Below are 18651 nucleotides of genomic sequence, written 5' to 3' on the forward strand. Positions count from 1 at the left end.
TTAAAGCTATAAAGAGATGTTCAGTAAGTTCGCCTACTCAATTTTTGAAGAAAGTATTCAAAAGTACCACGTCATAGACGATGTTTATCAAACTTTCGAAAACCCTTATCCCAAAGATGATATTGCACACTTGCTCTATCGTAAGAACTGGATAGATACCGTACAATGGCATTACGAAGATATTATTCGTGACCCTGACATCGCTCCTGCCGATGCCTTGGTCCTAAAAAGAAAAATTGATGCGAGCAATCAAGACCGAACCGACTTGGTCGAATTTATAGATAGTTATTTCCTTAACAAGTACAAAGATGTTGAGGTGAAGGAGGGCGCAACGATCAACACCGAAAGTCCGGCTTGGGCCATAGATCGTCTATCCATCCTGGCATTGAAAGTTTACCATATGCAAGAAGAGGTCGGCCGCACCGATGCTTCTTCCGAACACATTGAAAAATGTACCCAAAAACTGAACATACTGCTCGAACAGCGTAAAGACCTTTCCATGGCAATCGACCAATTGTTGGCCGATATCGAGGCCGGGGATAAATACATGAAGGTATACAAGCAGATGAAGATGTACAATGACGATGAGATGAACCCTATCCTACGTGGTCAAAAATAAACCGGGACATATATTGGTCATTCGGCTATCTGCCATGGGCGATGTGGCCATGACAGTGCCTGTGCTTATTGCTTTGACCCAGCAGCACCCCAAACTGAAGGTGACGGTACTTACCCGAAAGTTCTTTGCCCCGATGTTCGAAAGCATACCGAACCTTAGTGTGTACGAGGCCGATGTAAAGGGAAGGCATAAAGGGGTCTTCGGACTTTGGAAACTCTACAAAGAGCTCCTTCAATTGAAAATCGATGCTGTTGCCGACTTGCACAATGTGTTGCGGAGCAAGGTCTTGAAGAGGTATTTTCAGTTCGGGGGAATTCCCGTTGTTCAAATCGATAAGGGCCGGGCTGAAAAGAAGGCCCTGACATCGGGTAATCCAAAATTTTTTAAACCGCTTAAGACCACGCATCAGCGATACATCGATGTATTCGTAAAATCGGGACTTCCCGTAGACGTATCGAAAAAACAGGTGTTGTCTAAACAGCGCTTATCCGAAAAAACCCTGGGGCTGATCGGGGCGAATTCAAAAAAATGGATCGGTATTGCCCCTTTTGCGGCATTTGAAGGTAAAACCTATCCCTTGGAATTAATGGAGGAAGTCGTTTCCGAACTTAATGAAAGTGAAAAGTATACTATTTTCCTATTTGGAGGAGGGGCCGATCAAGAGCGAACGCTTGAAGGCTTTAAGAAGAAGTTCAAAAACTGCTTGAACCTGGTCGGGAAACTGTCTTTTGGTGAAGAACTCGCCCTGATTTCAAATTTAGACCTCATGTTATCAATGGATAGCGGAAATGCGCACCTTGCCGCCATGTATGGCGTTCCCGTGGTTACGCTTTGGGGGGTTACCCATCCGTTCGCCGGTTTTTCCCCCTTTGGTCAAGATCTGGATAACGCCCTATGTTCCGATCGCAATACTTATCCCCTGATTCCGACATCGGTCTATGGTAATAAAATGCCGGAAGGATACGAAAAGGCCATGCATACTATACTACCCAAAACCGTTGTAGATAAACTCCAACTCATTTTAGATAGGGACTGAACCGTTTTACGCTGTAGTCGTTTTAGGTTCCAATGATTTAAAGTATTGGCGTAATTGCGACATAAAACGATATTTACGGGCACTTGGGGCCGTTTCCACCATTAGGGTCCTAACACCGATATACGAGCTCATAAGGTACACCGCAACGCCTTCACTGTCTACGTGTCTATCTATATATCCGTTGAATTTTCCGCGTTGTACCGCAGATACCAAGTTCACTTCCCAAATACGCAAGATATCGTTCAAGTGCTTCATTATGGTTTCATTCTTGCCATTGAATTCGCTGATAAAATTGCTCAGTACAAATCCAAAGTCGAATTCGTTGTGTACAGCGGTTTCCAAAGCTTCCTCAAAACACTGCGTAATAAGGTCCAGGGTGTTTTCGTGCCCTTCGATAGGTTCTATGAGCATACTGTACATTTTTCTGACCAAAAGATTTTCTATGATTTGAATAAAGAAGTCTTCCTTTGATTCAAAATGATAATAGAAAGCTCCTTTTGACAATGACAATTCTTTTAATATGTCATCAATACTAGTGTTGTAATAACCGTTTCTGTAAAAAAGCTCCAGTCCTGTTACTTGCATTCTTTGCATGGTAGCCATGCGTTTTAAACTCTTGGTCATAATTTCACGATTTGGGTTAAACCGACCGATTGGTCTCATACAAAGAACCTTCGGTATTAGGGCTATGTGAGAAATGGGGGGATGTTTTACCATTTTTTTCGATGAAAGGTAAAAATCGTTGCATAAGTGGTCATTCATCGAGTTGCTTACAAACCGGCTAGTCGGAAAATTGATGCCGATTGCCGAGTGAAAATCCATTCGAGGCCTTATAAAATTTGTTTTTTTCGAGCAATGGATATGTTTTGGACTTCATAACCTATATAATGTGTGAAAATACACACGCGGAAAAGAAGTATCATCACTTCTTTACTATCTTGCAGGCGAATTCAAGTAAGGTTCTTCAACTTTTACGACCAAGTTCCGCAAATGGGGCAAGCCAAAACGAATACCGCCATATTGATATTCTCTCTTTCCGCACGTCGGGAAGCAGAGCGTAAAACGCTTTTTGGCAAACGGGGCAAAAAGACCACCGAAAGTTTTTTTGATATGCTCATCGAACTTACCAAGACTACGGCCAGCCGAACCGGCGCCGATGTGGTTGTGGTGGATGAGCATCAACAAAAAGGCCGAAGTTTTGGCGAGCGCTATGCCAATGCCTTTCAAGGACTTTTTAATCAAGGCTATGACAAGGTCATATCCATAGGGAACGATACGCCCGATTTAACCTCCGATATTCTTGCTGAGGCCATTGAACGGATGCAGCAAAACGATTTGCTCGTCGGGCCTTCGTCCGATGGAGGGGTCTATTTACTGGGAATGCACCGCGAATTCTTCGAGCTTGATAAATTCAAGGCCCTACCTTGGTTGCAATCGGATCTGTTGAAGACAATGCTAAACGGCTCTTTTTCGAAAGGGGCCCGAGCCTATTGCCTTGAGGAACTTTCGGATATTGATACCGTACGTCAACTGCTTCAATTTGCCTATAGTTCTGAAGACGCAGTCCTCGTAGACTTTATTTTAACCCATTTGCTTGTTTATACTGACCGGACCTTTAAGGGGGCGGTTTTGCTATATGCCAACGAACATTCGCTTTCTTCTTATTTAAGGGGCCCTCCTGCATCCTTCATAGCAGCCTAGTTGAAACCTATTTTTAGGTTAAGGGGAGAAGACGGCCATAACGTGGCGGTTTCCCTCTCGAAAAGCAAATAACAACTTCCTTATAAGATTTTTAATGAAAACAGCTATGATAGCGCTTATGCAGCTATGTGCGGTCTTGTCTTTTGGCCAGGCCAATTCATATACTGCAAAGTTAGTGGATACCGAGAATTTGCCCGTACCCTATGCAACGGTAAACGAACTTGGAACCAATAATTATGTAGTCACCGATGAATCGGGTTTTTTTACCCTTCGGACCGATGCCTCTGATTTTACCATTAGTATTGCCTCTATAGGCTACACAACGAAAGAAATAAAAACGGTCAACGGAAGCCTGCCCGACCGAATTATCCTTGAACTGTCTTCAGAACAGCTCGATGAAATCGTGGTAACGGCTTTGGGAATTGAACGCGAGAAACAATCACTGGTCTCCGCCGTAACGACCGTTAAGGCCGAACAGCTTACCGAAGTACCCCTTACCAATATGGTAAACAGTCTGGCGGGTCGTGTCGCCGGTGTTCAGATTACGAATGGCTCATCGGGTGTGGGCTCTTCCTCACGTATCGTTATCCGTGGCGAGAATTCTTTGGGCGGAAGCAACCAGCCCTTATTCGTGGTTGATGGGGTGCCCATTAGCAACGAGCAGATTACGAGTGACCTAGTAAACGATGGTGCACTTCAAGAAGTGGACTTTGGTAATGGGGGCGCCGATATCAGTCCTGATGACATTGCTTCCATTTCCATTTTAAAGGGAGCAGGTTCGGCGGCCTTGTATGGGGCGCGGGCGGCCAATGGTGTCGTCGTCATCACGACCAAAAGGGGCAGAAAGAAGAAAGGTCTTGGCATAAGTATTAACAGCACATTGACCGTAGAGACTTTGTTGACCTTACCTGATTATCAAAATGAATACGGTGGAGGGTCGAATGGCGAGTATGCCTTTCAGAACGGAATAGGGGCCGGTATAAACGACGGGGGAATCAGTAGTTATGGTCCGCGTTTGGATCAAGGACAGTTGATCGCCCAGTTCGATAGCCCTTCCGTTGATATTGAAGGAAACCCCGTTCGTGCGGGCGATGTCATCTCAAGGACACGGTCCGACGGCTCGTTTACCGAGATTACCCCGACACCTTGGGTATCAAGGCCCGATAACGTTCGCAATTTCTTTGAAACGGGCGTAACCTATCAAAACAATATTTCGATCAGCACGGGCGGCGAAAAAGGGAGTGCACGCTTGTCGTACAGTAACCTGAAGAACGACGGCATCGTTCCCAATACGGACCTAAAACGAAACGGTCTCGCCATTAGCGTCGACCAAAAGCTACATGGGAAACTCAAGGTCAAGGCCTTCCTTAACTATATCAATACGCGTAGTGGCAACCGTCCTAATTTGGGCTATGGATATGAAAATCCGCTATATGGGTTCAACTGGACGGGCCGCCAGACCAATATTGAATCGTTGCGCGACTACTGGCAGGCCGGTCAAGAGGGAATACAACATTTTGACTTTAACTACCTGTGGCTGACCAATCCGTACCTGACCGTTTTTGAGAACACCAATAGCTTCAACAAAAACCGGATTTTAGGTAATGCGTCCGCTACGTACGATATCTCCGATAAATTGCGCTTAAGCCTTCGGGCAGGTATCGATACCTACGATGATAAAAGGGAGTTTCGCCGAGCGGTCAGTACCAACCAGAATCCCTTGGGTACCTACCGCGAAGACGATGTACGTTTTCGGGAGTTGAATACCGATTTTCTTCTTTCTTATTCCGATAGGATCAATGAAGATGTAAAATACAACCTATCGGTAGGAGGCAATCGTTTCGATCAAGATATTCAATACAAATATTCCGAAGCCTCACAATTGGCCATTCCGGGCATTTATACCTTGGCCAATTCACGGACTCCTTTAAAGGGCGACAGTCAGAAATTCCGTAAACGCATTAACAGTGTGTATGCGAGCGGCAACCTGTCTTATAAAAACTCCCTTTATTTTGATGCCACTTTCCGAAACGACTGGAGTAGTACACTGCCAAGTGATAGCAATTCATTTGGCTATTATTCAGCGGGACTCAGTTATGTGGTGAGCAACATGTTTACCTTGCCCGAAGCCATATCGTATCTAAACCTGAGGTTCAGCGCGGCCAGTGTAGGTAATGACACCGACCCCTACCAGAACGTGCAGAATTTTGTGTTCAACCAAAATTACGGCTCTAGTTTTAAGGTGACCAATGAAACGGTCTTGAAAAATGCCAATCTAAGGCCCGAGCGCTTGAATGCCTTGGAAGCGGGTGTAGAAGCTTGGTTTTTAGACGGAAAGCTTCAATTGGACCTGGCCGGGTATCAAAACACCAGTATCGACCAGATCATCTCACGGCCCATATCACAGACCAGTGGTTTCGCGAACTTTAACGTAAACGGGGGAGAGGTGAGAACCCGTGGTTTTGAAGCCTTGGCGAGTGCCGCCTTGGTACGTTCTGAAGATTTCGGGTGGCAATCATCGGTGAATTTCTCAACCTACCGCAGTGAAGTCACCAAGTTGCCCGATGGGGTCGACCAGTTTGTAACGGGCACGGCCAATATTTTTTCCGGTGGGGGAGGCTCCAATACCGTTTTTTATATCGCTAGGGAAAATGGTCGTGTAGGCGATATGTACGGTACCGGTTTTGTTGAGATCGATGGAAAAACCCTGTACGGTGCCAACGGACTTCCGATCCAAGATGGAAACTTAAGGCTTTTGGGCAATTACAATCCTGATTTTACCCTAGGTTTCAATAATAGGTTTTCCTATAAAAATATCGATTTGACCGTGCTTTTCGATTGGCGAAAGGGCGGAACCATTGTTTCCCGTATTAAGGCGTTAGGGAGTACTTCCGGTGTTTTAAAAGAAACCTTGGTCGGCCGTGAAGAGGGCATTATCGGCGATGGGGTCGTGAACGTGGGCACGGTAGAAAACCCGCAATATGTACCGAATACCACTTCGGTACCTGCCAGCCAGTTTTACAATAATTTTTATGATCGAGGAAATGAAGACAGCGCCCTCTACAGTGCTTCCTATGTGAAGTTGCGCCAAGTTGGCCTGTATTACAACCTTCCTGAAAAAGTGTCTAAATCTATCGGTTTTCAGAACATTAAATTGGGCTTGGTAGGTAGTAATTTATTGCTATTTACCGAAAACCCGCATTTCGATCCAGAACTGAATGCGCTACAAGAACAGCGGATTGTTTATGGGGTGGAAGACTTTTCATATCCGTCCACAAGAAGTTTCGGCTTTAGTGTTAAAACTGATTTTTAAAGGGAAGGAACAATGAGCGGAAATCAAAAAATTAAAACAATGAACAAATTATATATACTGGGTTTTATAGGGTGTATCGGACTGCTGGGTGCTTGTACTGATGATTTCGAGGAACTCAATGAAAATCCCAACGCCCCGGAAAACGTAGATCCACAGTTTTTATTGGCGAACGTTATTTCAGTTGAAGCGGATCAAAATGCCTTCTATCAAGGGTTTCGTTTGGCAAATTATATCGAACAGTTTGCCGCCAGTGTCGAATTTGAACGGATCGACCGCTATGAAATGGGAACGAACAGTGAATATTGGAATATCATTTTTCAATTGCTGAGCGACATAAAATCGATGCGGGAACTACCCGGAACTAACGAAGCTTACAATGCCGTAGGCGATATTATGCAGAGCTTTTTATTCTCTCAACTCACCGATTTATGGGGAGATGTGCCCTACACCGAAGCCGTAAAGGCCCTCGACGGGCAGTTTACACCTGCCTACGACACCCAGGAAAGTATTTATACCGACCCGGAAAGAGGAATTCTCGCCGTTTTGGAGCGTGCCGCGACTACCTTGGAAAATTCCAATGCGACTATAAATGGTGACGTGTTGTTCAACGGAGACCTGAACAAATGGGTACGTTTTGCCAATTCATTGCGTTTAAGGTACCTTATGCGCATCAGTAAACGCTTAAGCGATTATTCGGAGATACAGGCTTTGGCCAGTTCTGGCAAACTGATGCAGTCGAATGCCGACAATGCGGTATTGCCCTATTTAAATTCCGCCCCGAACCAATACCCTATGGCCTTGTCGTCTTTGGGATTATACCAAGAGCACCGTATGACAACTACCGTAGATTCGGTATTGACCTTGTGGAACGACCCAAGGGTAGAGGTGCTATACAAACCAACACAGGCCAGTGTTAATGCGGGCACACCTGAATATAAAGGGTTGCGTAACGGCCAAGACCGCGAAACCATCGCGGAAAAGGGAATCGACCTAAATGATATTTCTTTGTTCGGTGCCATTTTTAGGGATGTACCCGACGCGGTAGATGCCCAATTTATGCAGTATTCAGAGGTTCAATTCGCCTTGGCGGAAGCTGCGGAAAGAGGATATATTACCGGTGATGTTGAAGCTTATTACGAAGCGGGTATTGCGGCCAGTTTCGAATATTATAAGGTGGGGCTTCCAGAAGGGTACCTAGACCAAGAGGCAGTGACCCTCAACGGTAGCGATAACTTGACCAAGATTATGACCCAAAAGTGGCTCAGTCTTATTTCCAATGGTCATGAAGCGTGGTTTAACGTACGCAGAACGGGCATTCCCAAGCTGAAGCCCGGGCCGGACAATTTGAATGACAATAAATATCCCGTTCGGTATTTATATCCGGAATCCGAGCAAGCGACCAATAGTGTCAATTACAAGGCTGCGGCAGAACGTATCGGCGGGGATAATATCAACAGCCCATCCTGGTGGGAAAAAGATTAATTAAAGATGATAGCGAAGTTTTTTAAAGGTTCAGCGGATTAAGCGACTAAGGGCCACAGATAACCATGAAGTTTAAAAAATGAGGAAAATCAATTATATACTAGTCGGTTTATTATTGGGGGCGATACTGCTTTCCTGCGGGGAGAAAGCCTCAAAGAACGATGAGCGGCTCAAAACGGCGACCTGGGAATCGATTGCGTCCGAGGCGCGTGGAACCACGGTCAATTTTATGATGTGGCAGGGCAGTTCCGCCATTAATGATTATATCAATAATTATGTGGTTCCTACCGTAAAGGAAAAATATGATATCGACTTGCAGATCAGCGGAGGGCAAGGTCCGGAAATTGTGCAGTTGGTCATGGGCGAAAAACAAGCCGATAGAGAAGAGGGCCAAGTAGACATGGTGTGGATCAATGGGGAGACCTTTTTTCAATTAAGAAAGATAAACGGCCTATGGGGGCCATTCGTAGAACAGCTTCCCAACTCCGCTTTGATCAATTTTGAAGACCGTTTCATCAGTACCGATTTTCAGCAGCCTATAAATGGCATGGAAGCCCCGTGGAGCATAAATCAATTTGCAATCGTATACGATTATAAGAAGGTGCCGAACCCGCCCAAAAGCATTCCCGAACTTGAAAATTTCATCAAAGAGCACCCTGGTACATTTACCATATCGAACGATTTTACAGGAATGACCCTTTTAAAGAGTTTATTGGCAGAATTGGGTGGAAGTCCCAATGCATTAAATGGCCCGTTCGATGAAAAAAAATACATTGAGCTATCTGAAAAACTTTGGAAATTCATTAATGATAACAAACGGTATTTTTGGAAGGAAGGACGTACTTTTCCCAAGGAACAATCTAAAATGAACCAGCTTTACGCCAACGGGGAATTGCTTATTGCCTATGGATTTAGTGAAGGGGGAATAGAAGATAAAGTACTGAACGGTCTCTATCCTAAAACCACAAAAGGATACGCCTGGGAAAACGGCACCATAAGAAACTCAAATTACTTGGGGATTCTTTATAATTCACCGCAAAAAGCGGGGGCCATGCAGGTCATTAATTTTTTGCTTTCCCCTGAGGCGCAATTTAAAAAGGCAGATGCAAATGGAATGGATTCCAATACCGTTTTGGCCATGGATAAGCTTGAACTCGAATGGAAAGATAAGTTCTTGGAAGCACGTAAACGCCAATATGGGCCTATCTTAGAGGAACTGGAGGCCAATGCCATTGCCGAACCCGCCCCCGAATATATGATACGTTTGTACGAAGATTTTAGAAAAAAGGTGATTGAAAACTAAAAAACCGAACATAGGAATAGTATTGTTTGTCGTCATTGGTGTGCTGCCATTTGCTGCAGCCTTTGTATACGCGCTATTGTATAGCTTTGGTATAATAGGCGTGGCGAACAACGGTTTTACCCTGCAGTTCTGGAAGTCGGTGTTGGCTTCGGGCACATTTTTTAAATCGTTGGGCTATAGTGTTGTAATTGCGTTCGTGGCCGCAAGCCTTTCCGTAGGAGGGGCCCTATGGATAACCCTCAAGTTTAGAAGGCAGTTGGAAAAACGGATCTTGTCGTTCGTCATTTATTTGCCCTTGGCCATACCGGGCATTGTTACGGGCTTCTTTACCTTTCAACTTTTTTCCAAGGGCGGTTTTTTTGCTCGGATAAGTCATAAACTCGGTTTTATTACCGAGGCTTCGCAGTTTCCCGATTTGGTCAATGATGGCCTGGCCGTCGGAATCATACTTTCTTTTATTACTATGGTCATGCCCTTTTTTGTACTGCTCTTTTTGAATGTGTACAAGAACGAACGGATAGAAGAACTTTCAATACTGGCACAATCCCTCGGGGCCAATAGCCGACAAGTGGTGCGGCGCGTGTTTCTTCCTATTCTTATTCGAAAGACATGGGTGCTTATCGTGCTCTATTTTATCTTTCTATTGGGCGCCTATGAAGTCCCTTTAATTTTAGGACAAGAATCACCACAAATGCTATCGGTGCTTATTATTCAGGAAATCAAACAATATGACCTGGATAAGATTTCAGAAGGATATGTGGTGGCCGTATTATACACCTTATTGGTGTCGGTAGCGGCCCTTGCCTTGTTTCTCCCTAAAAGAAAAAGAGCCTATGCGAGTTAATTGGAAACCTTTTGTATTGAGCCTGGTAGTGCTGTTGATCCTATTTCCCTTCGTGTACCTGGTATTTTTATCATTGGCTTCAGAGTGGCGCTTTCCCGAAGTATGGCCTTCATACCTTGGATTGAAGAACTGGGTCACTGTTTTTGGTTCGGAAACGGGACTGCTAGAGAGTTTTTTCTCATCCTTATTGATTTCGCTTTCCGTGGCGGTGTTTTCTACGGCTTCCGGGTTTATGATCAGTAAAGCGGTTTTTTACCATCCCAAGAAAAGAACCTTAACGCTATTGGCTTATTTCCCGTACATCTTGGCGCCGGTCGTGTTTGCGGCGTGTTTGAGTTTTTTCTTTTTAAAGATGGGCCTGTTCGGCAATATGACCGGTGTAGTGGTGGCTCAGTTTATCATCGCCTTTCCATATGCACTGCTGTTTTTCAGTAGTTTTTGGAATGAAAAGGTAAAGAGTTATGAAGATTTGGTGGCTACCTTGGGCGGCAACAAGTGGCAGACCTATACAAAAGTAGTATTGCCCTTGGCCAAAGGCCTTTTGATGATCTGCTTTTTTCAGACCTTTCTTATTTCTTGGTTCGAATACGGACTCACCTCGATCATTGGTATCGGAAAAGTGCAGACCCTGACCATCAAGGTGTTCATGTTCATTAAGGAAGCCAATTATTATTATGGGGCCTTAAGTTGTTGCCTATTGATTTTTCCACCCGTGGTTTTATTGTATTTTAACAAACGTTATGTGTTTAAAAAATTGGTTTGATGTTTCTTGAGGTTCAGCATATTGTAAAAAGTTTCGGTGCCGAAAAAGTGGTCAAAGACCTGAGTTTTTCGCTGCGGGCCAAGCAGACCTTGAGTATTTTGGGGAAATCGGGCTGTGGCAAGACCACCATGCTCAAGACCATAGGGGGGCTTATATCGCCCGATTCGGGAAAGATCCTGTTGGATGGTGAGGATATTACGGAGACCCGACCCGAGAAGCGCAACATCGTTTATTTATATCAGGAAGACTTATTGTTTCCACATTTGAACGCATACGAAAATATTGCTTTCGGATTAAGGCTAAAAAAAATACCGGAAGGTTTAATTAAGGAAAAGGTAGGGCATATGCTGCATAGCCTTGAACTTGAGGGGCAGGGCGAAAAAATGCCGACCCAGCTCTCGGGCGGCCAACGGCAGCGTGTTTCCTTTGGGCGGGCCATTAGTACCAATCCCTCCCTTTTACTCTTGGATGAACCCTTTGGTAGTTTAGATACGGGCACAAGGCAACGGATGCAAGAACTGTTCAAAAAACTGACCGCGGAATATGATATTACGTCCCTTTTTGTGACCCACGACCTAAAGGAGGCCGTATTGATGGGCGACCAAATCGGTTTTATGCAAAACGGGCTCTTAACCGTTTATAACGACAAGAAAGATTTTATTCAAGACCCGCAAACAGGAGTTCAAAATGAAATAGAATTTTGGGGAGGCCTAAGATAATAATCCCTAAAAAAGTTGAGTTAAAAGACAATAGTAAAATTAGATAATGATGACGAAGAAAATGGTATGGATAGACACCGATCTTTCCGTAGGTATGACAAGACATAAGCGTGAAGGCTACTGTGATGTAGACGATGGATATGCCGTTTTACAATTGATGAAGGCCGAAAATGTTGAAATATGTGGTATCAGTGCCGTTTTTGGAAATACCCTTATCGAAAACTCCTATCCGCTGAGTCAACAAATGAGTTCAGATTTTGCCTTGGGTGAAATACCGGTTTTTAAAGGGGCTGGTGAAGCTATAGATTTGAACGAGGTAAAGAGTAACGAAGCGGTAGAAGCCTTGGCAGAAGCGCTAAAAAAACAGCCTATGGTCATCATGGCCATCGGTCCGGCCACGAACATAGGGCTTTTGCTTTTAAAATATCCTGAGTTGAAATCCCGAATTTTGGAGGTCGTGCTTGTCGCCGGCCGTAGAACCCCCCAAGATTATTTTAAGATCGGCAATAAGGGCAATCATGCACAAGACCTTAATTTTGATTTGGATAATGTTGCCTTTCGGGTAATGTTCGAACACGGTGTGCCGGTAACCCTTTGTCCCTTCGAAATTTCGAGCAAGGTGTGGTTAAAAGCGGAAGATTTAGATCTTTTGGAGCAAGGGGACAAGGGCAACCAATGGTTGGCCAAGGCTTCTAGGGCATGGTTGCAACAATGGCTCGACCAAGGTGCTGAGGGTTTCAACCCCTTTGACGTACTGGCAAGTCACTATATCATCGCCCCGGAAGATATTGTATGCGAAGAACTGAACGCGCGGCTTGAAATACACCAAGACGATACCGTTCGGGAAAACGACAAACAGGTTTTTAAAGCCTATCTGCTCTGCGATAAAAGCGAAGGATTCCCCGTGAAGTACTGCTATGATGTAGTTTCGGGTTATCATAAAAAATTAATGGATAGTCTGTTGAAATAAATACCTTCGTAGTGCGACTTTCAGACAAACTACAATGAACGATATACAAACAAAATCAATTGGTCTTGTGCTTTCGGGCGGAGGGGTGCGCGGTATGGCGCATATTGGCCTTATACAAGCGATGAACGAGTTTGGCCTTTCGGCACAGGTAGTAGGAGGTAGTAGCGTGGGAGCCTTGGTAGGGGCCTTGTACGCTAATGGGAATTCTGTTTTGGATATGATGGCCTTTTTTAAGGAAACTCCCTTGTTTCGGTACAATTTCTTGACCATAGCCAAACCGGGCTTCATTGATACCGATAGGTATTTTGATGTGTTCAAGACCTATTTCCCCCAGAACAGCTTTGATACCCTCGAAAAGAAATTGCACGTGGTGGCCACGAACCTTCAAAAGGGAGATCTTGAATATTTTTCCGAAGGTGAACTGATCCGGCCCCTATTGGCCTCTGCTGCCCTGCCTCCGGTTTTTAGTCCCGTAGAGATGGAAGGGCAACTTTATGCCGATGGCGGCATCATGAACAACTTCCCCTTGGAACCCATAATGGGCCAAGCGGATTATATCATTGGTAGCAATGTATCGGTGGTGGGCGAACTGAATAAAAACGCCTTGAAGAATTCCTTGCAATTGACCGGAAGGGTAACAGGACTCATGATCTATGCCATCAACCGCAAAAAACTCAATGCTTGTAATCTGTTGATGGAGTTTAAGGAACTCGAAAAAATCGGTGTATTAGACCGTAAAGGAATAGAGAAGGCCTATCTCGTAGGATATGAAAACACCTGTCGCAGGTTAGAGGAACTACTAAAAAAGCCACAAGTGTAAGGTACGCTTGTGGCTCGGTTTATTTTTAGGCGATGTATTTTTTAAACATCGTCATAATCGATTTTTAAAGTTGGTGTTGTTGGGTGTGCCTGACAGGTTAAAATTAGGCCGTCGGCGATTTCCCCATCGGTAAGGATCTGATTTTTTACCATTTCGGCCTTGCCTTCGGTCACTCGTGCTATACAGCTACTACAAACACCGCCCTGACAAGAGTAGGGGGCATCGATATTCTGTTTTAGAACGGCATCGAGAACGATTTCCTTTTTATCCATGGTCAAGGTGAACTCTTCGTCATCGACCACTACGGAAACCTCGGTTTTGCCTTCGGCCTGCACCGGCATTTCATCTAAAATTTCGGTGGAGGTAAAAAGTTCAAAGTGTATTTTGTCTTTTGGAACCTTATTTTCTTGCAAGGTATCAGAAACCAAATGGATCATGGCCTCGGGGCCACAAAGGTAATAGCCGTCAAAATTTACATCCTTATGCTTGTTCTTAAGGGCATAGTTAACGGTTGAGACATCAATGCGTCCGAAAAGGGAGTCGTCCTCTTGGGTCTGGCTGGTAATGAAATATACATTGAATCGGCCTGCGTAGTCCAATTCCAGTTTTGCCAAATCGGTATAGAACATGGTCTCTTTATACGACTTGTTTCCATATACCAGCACGAACTTATTGTTGGGGTTGTCGGCCAATACCGCCTTGGCAATGCTCATGATCGGGGTAATACCGCTACCGGCTGCAAAAGCGGCTATATTCTTGGGCTTCCCGGTAGGTTGAAAGGTAAATCTACCTTCGGGAGGCATGACCTCAAGTATATCGCCGACCTTAAGCTTGGTATTCGCATAATCCGAAAATCCGCCCCTGTCTACTTTTTTGACCCCAATGGTGATAGAATCGCTTTTGGGCGAAGAGCATAGCGAATAGGCTCTTCTAATTTCTTTTCCCTTCAGCTCGGTTTTAATGGTAATATACTGCCCGGGAATAAAATCGAAGGCTTGTATAAGATCTTTAGGTAAGCTAAAAGTTATGGCCACGGAACTAGGCGTGAGCGGTTTGATATGTTTTACGGTCAAGGAATGAAAATGCACCATTATTAATTTTTTGGGTGTAATGTAAACGCGAAAATAAGCATTGAAATAGCCAATTGAAACGGAAAAGATGAAAAAAAGAATACATAAATATCTTATGCATAAGGTATTTATGTATATATTTGAAGTAATGGCAAATTCAAAACTTTATAAAGGAAGTCTGAACACCATTATTTTAAAACTGTTGGAAGAACAGGGAAAAATGTATGGTTATGAAATTACCCAAAAAGTGAAGGCCCTTACCAAGGGCGAACTTCACATAACCGAAGGGGCGCTTTACCCGGCGCTTCACAAGCTTGAGGCGGAAGGCCTGCTCGATGTTGAAGTGGCCAAGGTCGACAACCGTTTGCGCAAATATTATAAACTGACCGAAGCAGGAGAAAAGGAAACCGTAAACCGTTTGGCCGAACTGGAGGAGTTTATCCGTAGTATGCAGCAATTAGTGAATCCGAATTGGAGCATTGATTGATGCTTTAAATTCAAAACATAATAAGCGATGCTTCGTCTGTTTACGAAAGCAAATTATACAATAATTGAGTGTTATGGTAGGCCTGACCCAAAATCAAATACAAGAACTCTATAAGTTTACCCGGATACATTTTGTAGAGCACTACGATCTGCAGACCGAATTGGTCGACCACTTGGCCAATGGTATAGAAGAGCAGTGGAAACGTCACCCGAAACTCAGTTTTAACGAGGCCTGTTGTTTAGAATTTAAAAAGTTTGGGGTCGCCGGTTTTCAAGATGTCATAGATAAAAAGGGCCAAGCCATACGAAAAAAATACCGCCATATCCTATGGGGGTTTTATAAAGAGTTCTTTAGATGGCCTAAAATAGGACTCATATTTGGTTTGGTCTTGTTCATAACGACCTTACTTCTTTTTATTCCGCTTGTGTTTCGGTATAACGCGGTAATAGCGATTTTTTTTCTAATAGTTCTGACCGTCTTTTACTCGGCTTTCAAAAGCAGAAGGGATAATGAATTGGAAGCGAAAAAATATGGTAAAAAATGGATGCTTAAAGACGTAATCTATTCCTATGGAAATTTAATCCATATGATAAACCTTCTACCCCTAACCCTTAATATGGGTTATATAAGAGATAGGGTTCCCATGGATAATTTTTGGGTGCTAATGGCTTTTGCCATAGGCATTGTTCTTACCCTTATTCTTTCTTATGTTACCATTTTCGTTATTCCGTCAAAGGCTGATGAATTGCTAGGGAAGACTTATCCTGAATATAAATTATTGTAATGGCTTGTAACAAACCCTATCGCTTTAAATACTAACTTACCGAACAGGTAACCCCTTTCTTATGTTTAAAAGTTTCAGTTGGCTGCAGTGGAAATCCTTCTTTAGGTCTTCATCTTTAGGCAAAAGCCTTGGGGTGAAAATAATGATGGGCTTTTTCGCGCTGTACTTTTTGGGTATGTTGTCCGTCTTGGGGTCCACATTGTTCTTTGCTTTAGAAAAGATCTTTCCCGATACGGATCCGCTTGCCATCTTAAGCCAATATCTAGTGTATTGGGTACTCGCCGAACTGTTTCTACGGTATTTTATGCAAAAGCTTCCGGTTATGGATATCAAGCCGTTTCTGGTCCTTCCTATAAAAAAAAGCAGTATTGCACATTACATTCTAGGCCGTTCGGCGGTTTCTTTCTATAATTTTTTAGCCCTGTTTTTCTTTGTGCCCTTTGGGGTGGTCCTTCTTATAAAAGGCTATGCCCTTCTGAACGTTTCGTTTTGGATGCTGGGGATTATAGGAATCGTGTTGAGTGTCAACTACATCAATTTTATCATAAATAAGAGTGATAAGGCTTTGATCGTGGTCGGCACGCTTTTGTTGGCTTGCTACGGTTTGGATTATTTTCAACTCCTCCCCATAAGGGCCTATGCCGGAGGATTATTTTACGCCCTTTATGAAAATCCGTTTTATGCCATGCTTCCCTTGGGTCTTGCGGCATTGTCCTATTTTATCAATTATTCCTATCTAAGGAAACGCATTTTTTTAGATGTCTCCCTAAAAAAGGAAATGGCAGAGGCAAGTTCTTCGGAGTTGGCATGGACCCGCCGTTTCGGAGCCATAGCGCCCTTTTTGCAGTTGGACCTAAAACTCATTTGGCGAAACAAGCGGACGAGGTCACAGGTCTTTGTGTCATTGGGAATGGCCTTTTACGGATTGGTCTTCTATACTATGGAAGACTTTGGTATGCAGTCTGGAATGTTGGTTTTTGTCGGCATTTTTATGACCGGGGTGTTTTTAATGAACTTCGGGCAGTTTATTCCGGCTTGGGACAGCGCTTATTACAGTATGATGATGTCGCAGAACATTCCCCTAAGAAAATACCTGGAGTCTAAGGCGGCCCTGATTTCGGTTAGTATCGGAATTATGTTTTTGCTCTCTATTCCCTATGTTTATTTTGGGTGGGACTCCTTGGCCATAAATTTTAGTTGTGCCTTGTACAATCTAGGTGTCAACGTTCCGGTAATCCTTTTCTTTGGGTCTATGAACAAAAAGCGTATCGATTTGACCAAAAGTGCCCTTAGTAATATGCAGGGAACGAGTGCAACCCAGTTTTTGGTAGCCCTCCCGCTATTTGGAATGCCTATGGCGATTTATGGGCTATTGTCCTTTTTCGTCTCCTTTGAAGCGGCCATAATTGCCCTTTGTCTCCTTGGAATTATAGGTTTTTCCCTAAGAAATATATTGCTGGACCTAATTACTAGGGCCTACAGGAAGAAAAAATATGTGATGATTGCCGGCTTTAAGGAGCGGAACAGCTAAACCCCAATTTACTTTATGACGCTTTAAACGAAACAGGAACTTTATATCGAATCTATGCTTACCGTACAGAATCTCACCAAGAAGTATCTTGGTAAAACCGTATTGAATATCGAACAGCTTGATATACCCAAAGGACAGAGTTTTGGACTTGTAGGGAACAACGGTGCTGGCAAGACTACTTTTTTCAGCCTTTTATTAGATCTGATCCAACCCACTACGGGACATATAGTGAACCATGGGGTGCAAGTAGACCAGAGCGAAGCATGGAAGCCTTTTACCTCGGCTTTTATAGATGAGAGCTTTTTGATCGGTTACCTGACCCCTGAGGAATACTTTTATTTTATCGGCGAATTGCGTAACCAAAATAAGGCCGATGTGGATACGCTATTGATGAATTTTGACGATTTCTTTCACGGCGAGATCCTAAACCAGAAAAAGTACTTGCGCGACCTTTCCAAAGGGAATCAAAAGAAAGCCGGAATCGTCGCCTCGTTTATAGGCAATCCCGATGTGGTAATCTTAGATGAGCCTTTTGCCAATCTCGACCCCACGACCCAAATACGATTAAAAGGTATAATTAAAGACTTGGCATCTAAGCAAGGGGTCACCGTACTGGTCTCTAGCCATGACCTGATCCATGTGACGGAGGTATGCGAACGCATTGTCGTGTTGAACAAAGGGGAAATTGTCAAAGATATAAAGACTTCAGAGGCTACCTTAAAGGAATTGGAGTCGTTTTTTGGGGGAAGCGAAGCTCCGCATGATGAAATATCTGCGCTATGATGCTAAACCCGTAAACCGACCCTTGGGTCGGTTCTTGTTTTTTTGGCGATTCGGCACTTTGGCAAATGCATCGATAAGTTGTTGCCTATTGCCGTCTAATGTGTATAAAACGGGCTCCTGATCTTTAAAAAGGGCAATCACAGACCGCTGGGTCGGTAAAAAATAAAAGCGACTTCTTCCACTTTTTTTTAACTTCACGTATTTTGCGCAAAAAGCAAGTAAATAAGGGCCCAATTTGAAGCGGTAAATCGAAATCGAGAATAGAAAGTGGCGGTTAGCGGCGGATAATCCCTTGAAAATAGAATTTGGGTTGTGGCTGATTTTATTTTTTTTGGGCAACGCAAGGTCCGAACAATTAACTTTTTATCGACCAACTGCATAATAATCCGGTTCTTTTTTAGTTAGAGTTAAGTAAGCAGGTGAACA

Annotated in this window: 17 protein-coding genes; 15 read left to right on the forward strand and 2 right to left on the reverse strand. The window is 43.8% G+C overall.

Annotated features, from left to right (window positions below; genetic code table 11):
- Positions 1–16 precede the first annotated feature (16 nt).
- Together B4Q04_RS03885 and B4Q04_RS03890 are read left to right on the forward strand one after the other, a co-directional pair.
- The gene (locus B4Q04_RS03885; protein WP_088696047.1) at positions 17–619 is read left to right on the forward strand and encodes a DUF4254 domain-containing protein; all 603 of its coding nucleotides are present in this window, start codon (positions 17–19) and stop codon (positions 617–619) included.
- Positions 606–1655, forward strand: coding sequence for a glycosyltransferase family 9 protein (locus tag B4Q04_RS03890; RefSeq protein ID WP_316932905.1), 1050 nt, complete (start codon positions 606–608; stop codon positions 1653–1655). The genes B4Q04_RS03885 and B4Q04_RS03890 overlap by 14 nt, the downstream gene beginning before the upstream one ends.
- 6 nt (positions 1656–1661) lie before the next feature.
- Here the strand turns inward: B4Q04_RS03890 and B4Q04_RS03895 are convergent, their stop codons facing one another.
- Positions 1662–2279, reverse strand: coding sequence for a TetR/AcrR family transcriptional regulator (locus tag B4Q04_RS03895; RefSeq protein WP_088696380.1), 618 nt, complete (start codon positions 2277–2279; stop codon positions 1662–1664).
- Positions 2280–2546: 267 nt separating this feature from the next.
- Between B4Q04_RS03895 and B4Q04_RS03900 the strand changes: the two genes are divergently transcribed.
- From B4Q04_RS03900 to B4Q04_RS03940, 9 genes are all read left to right on the forward strand, one after another.
- Positions 2547–3356: a DUF2064 domain-containing protein gene (locus B4Q04_RS03900; RefSeq protein WP_123772327.1), complete on the forward strand. Its 810-nt coding sequence runs from the start codon at positions 2547–2549 to the stop codon at positions 3354–3356.
- Between the two features lie 94 nt (positions 3357–3450).
- The gene (locus B4Q04_RS03905) at positions 3451–6669 is read left to right on the forward strand and encodes a SusC/RagA family TonB-linked outer membrane protein (protein WP_088696048.1); all 3219 of its coding nucleotides are present in this window, start codon (positions 3451–3453) and stop codon (positions 6667–6669) included.
- A 39-nt stretch (positions 6670–6708) separates the two neighbouring features.
- Entirely contained in the window at positions 6709–8151 is a 1443-nt protein-coding gene (locus B4Q04_RS03910; RefSeq protein ID WP_088696381.1) for a SusD/RagB family nutrient-binding outer membrane lipoprotein, read from the forward strand.
- A gap of 79 nt (positions 8152–8230) precedes the next feature.
- The gene (locus B4Q04_RS03915; RefSeq protein WP_088696049.1) at positions 8231–9454 is read left to right on the forward strand and encodes an ABC transporter substrate-binding protein; all 1224 of its coding nucleotides are present in this window, start codon (positions 8231–8233) and stop codon (positions 9452–9454) included.
- Entirely contained in the window at positions 9444–10298 is an 855-nt protein-coding gene (locus B4Q04_RS03920; RefSeq protein WP_088696050.1) for an ABC transporter permease, read from the forward strand. The genes B4Q04_RS03915 and B4Q04_RS03920 overlap by 11 nt, the downstream gene beginning before the upstream one ends.
- The gene (locus B4Q04_RS03925) at positions 10288–11061 is read left to right on the forward strand and encodes an ABC transporter permease (protein ID WP_013993124.1); all 774 of its coding nucleotides are present in this window, start codon (positions 10288–10290) and stop codon (positions 11059–11061) included. Before B4Q04_RS03920 ends, B4Q04_RS03925 begins: the two co-directional genes overlap by 11 nt.
- Positions 11061–11780, forward strand: a complete 720-nt coding sequence (locus B4Q04_RS03930) for an ABC transporter ATP-binding protein (RefSeq protein WP_013993125.1) — start codon at positions 11061–11063, stop codon at positions 11778–11780. Before B4Q04_RS03925 ends, B4Q04_RS03930 begins: the two co-directional genes overlap by 1 nt.
- 46 nt (positions 11781–11826) lie before the next feature.
- Entirely contained in the window at positions 11827–12750 is a 924-nt protein-coding gene (locus B4Q04_RS03935) for a nucleoside hydrolase (RefSeq protein WP_236630963.1), read from the forward strand.
- Positions 12751–12784: 34 nt separating this feature from the next.
- Positions 12785–13570: a patatin-like phospholipase family protein gene (locus B4Q04_RS03940; RefSeq protein ID WP_013993127.1), complete on the forward strand. Its 786-nt coding sequence runs from the start codon at positions 12785–12787 to the stop codon at positions 13568–13570.
- Between the two features lie 41 nt (positions 13571–13611).
- Here the strand turns inward: B4Q04_RS03940 and B4Q04_RS03945 are convergent, their stop codons facing one another.
- On the reverse strand, positions 13612–14661 hold the full coding sequence (locus tag B4Q04_RS03945; RefSeq protein ID WP_088696051.1) for a ferredoxin--NADP reductase: 1050 nt from the start codon (positions 14659–14661) through the stop codon (positions 13612–13614).
- 127 nt (positions 14662–14788) lie between these two features.
- On the opposite strand from B4Q04_RS03945, the gene B4Q04_RS03950 reads away from it, so the two are divergent.
- The 4 genes from B4Q04_RS03950 to B4Q04_RS03965 all read left to right on the forward strand — a co-directional run bounded on the left by B4Q04_RS03950 (position 14789) and on the right by B4Q04_RS03965 (position 18225).
- Entirely contained in the window at positions 14789–15127 is a 339-nt protein-coding gene (locus B4Q04_RS03950) for a PadR family transcriptional regulator (protein ID WP_046287827.1), read from the forward strand.
- Between the two features lie 64 nt (positions 15128–15191).
- Entirely contained in the window at positions 15192–15911 is a 720-nt protein-coding gene (locus B4Q04_RS03955; RefSeq protein ID WP_123772328.1) for a hypothetical protein, read from the forward strand.
- A gap of 61 nt (positions 15912–15972) precedes the next feature.
- Positions 15973–17442, forward strand: coding sequence for a DUF5687 family protein (locus B4Q04_RS03960; protein ID WP_088696053.1), 1470 nt, complete (start codon positions 15973–15975; stop codon positions 17440–17442).
- 54 nt (positions 17443–17496) lie between these two features.
- Positions 17497–18225, forward strand: coding sequence for an ABC transporter ATP-binding protein (locus tag B4Q04_RS03965; protein ID WP_088696054.1), 729 nt, complete (start codon positions 17497–17499; stop codon positions 18223–18225).
- The last annotated feature ends 426 nt before the right edge of the window (positions 18226–18651 follow it).

Origin of the sequence: Zobellia sp. OII3, assembly GCF_002211465.1 — a bacterium.
GTDB lineage: Bacteria > Bacteroidota > Bacteroidia > Flavobacteriales > Flavobacteriaceae > Zobellia > Zobellia galactanivorans.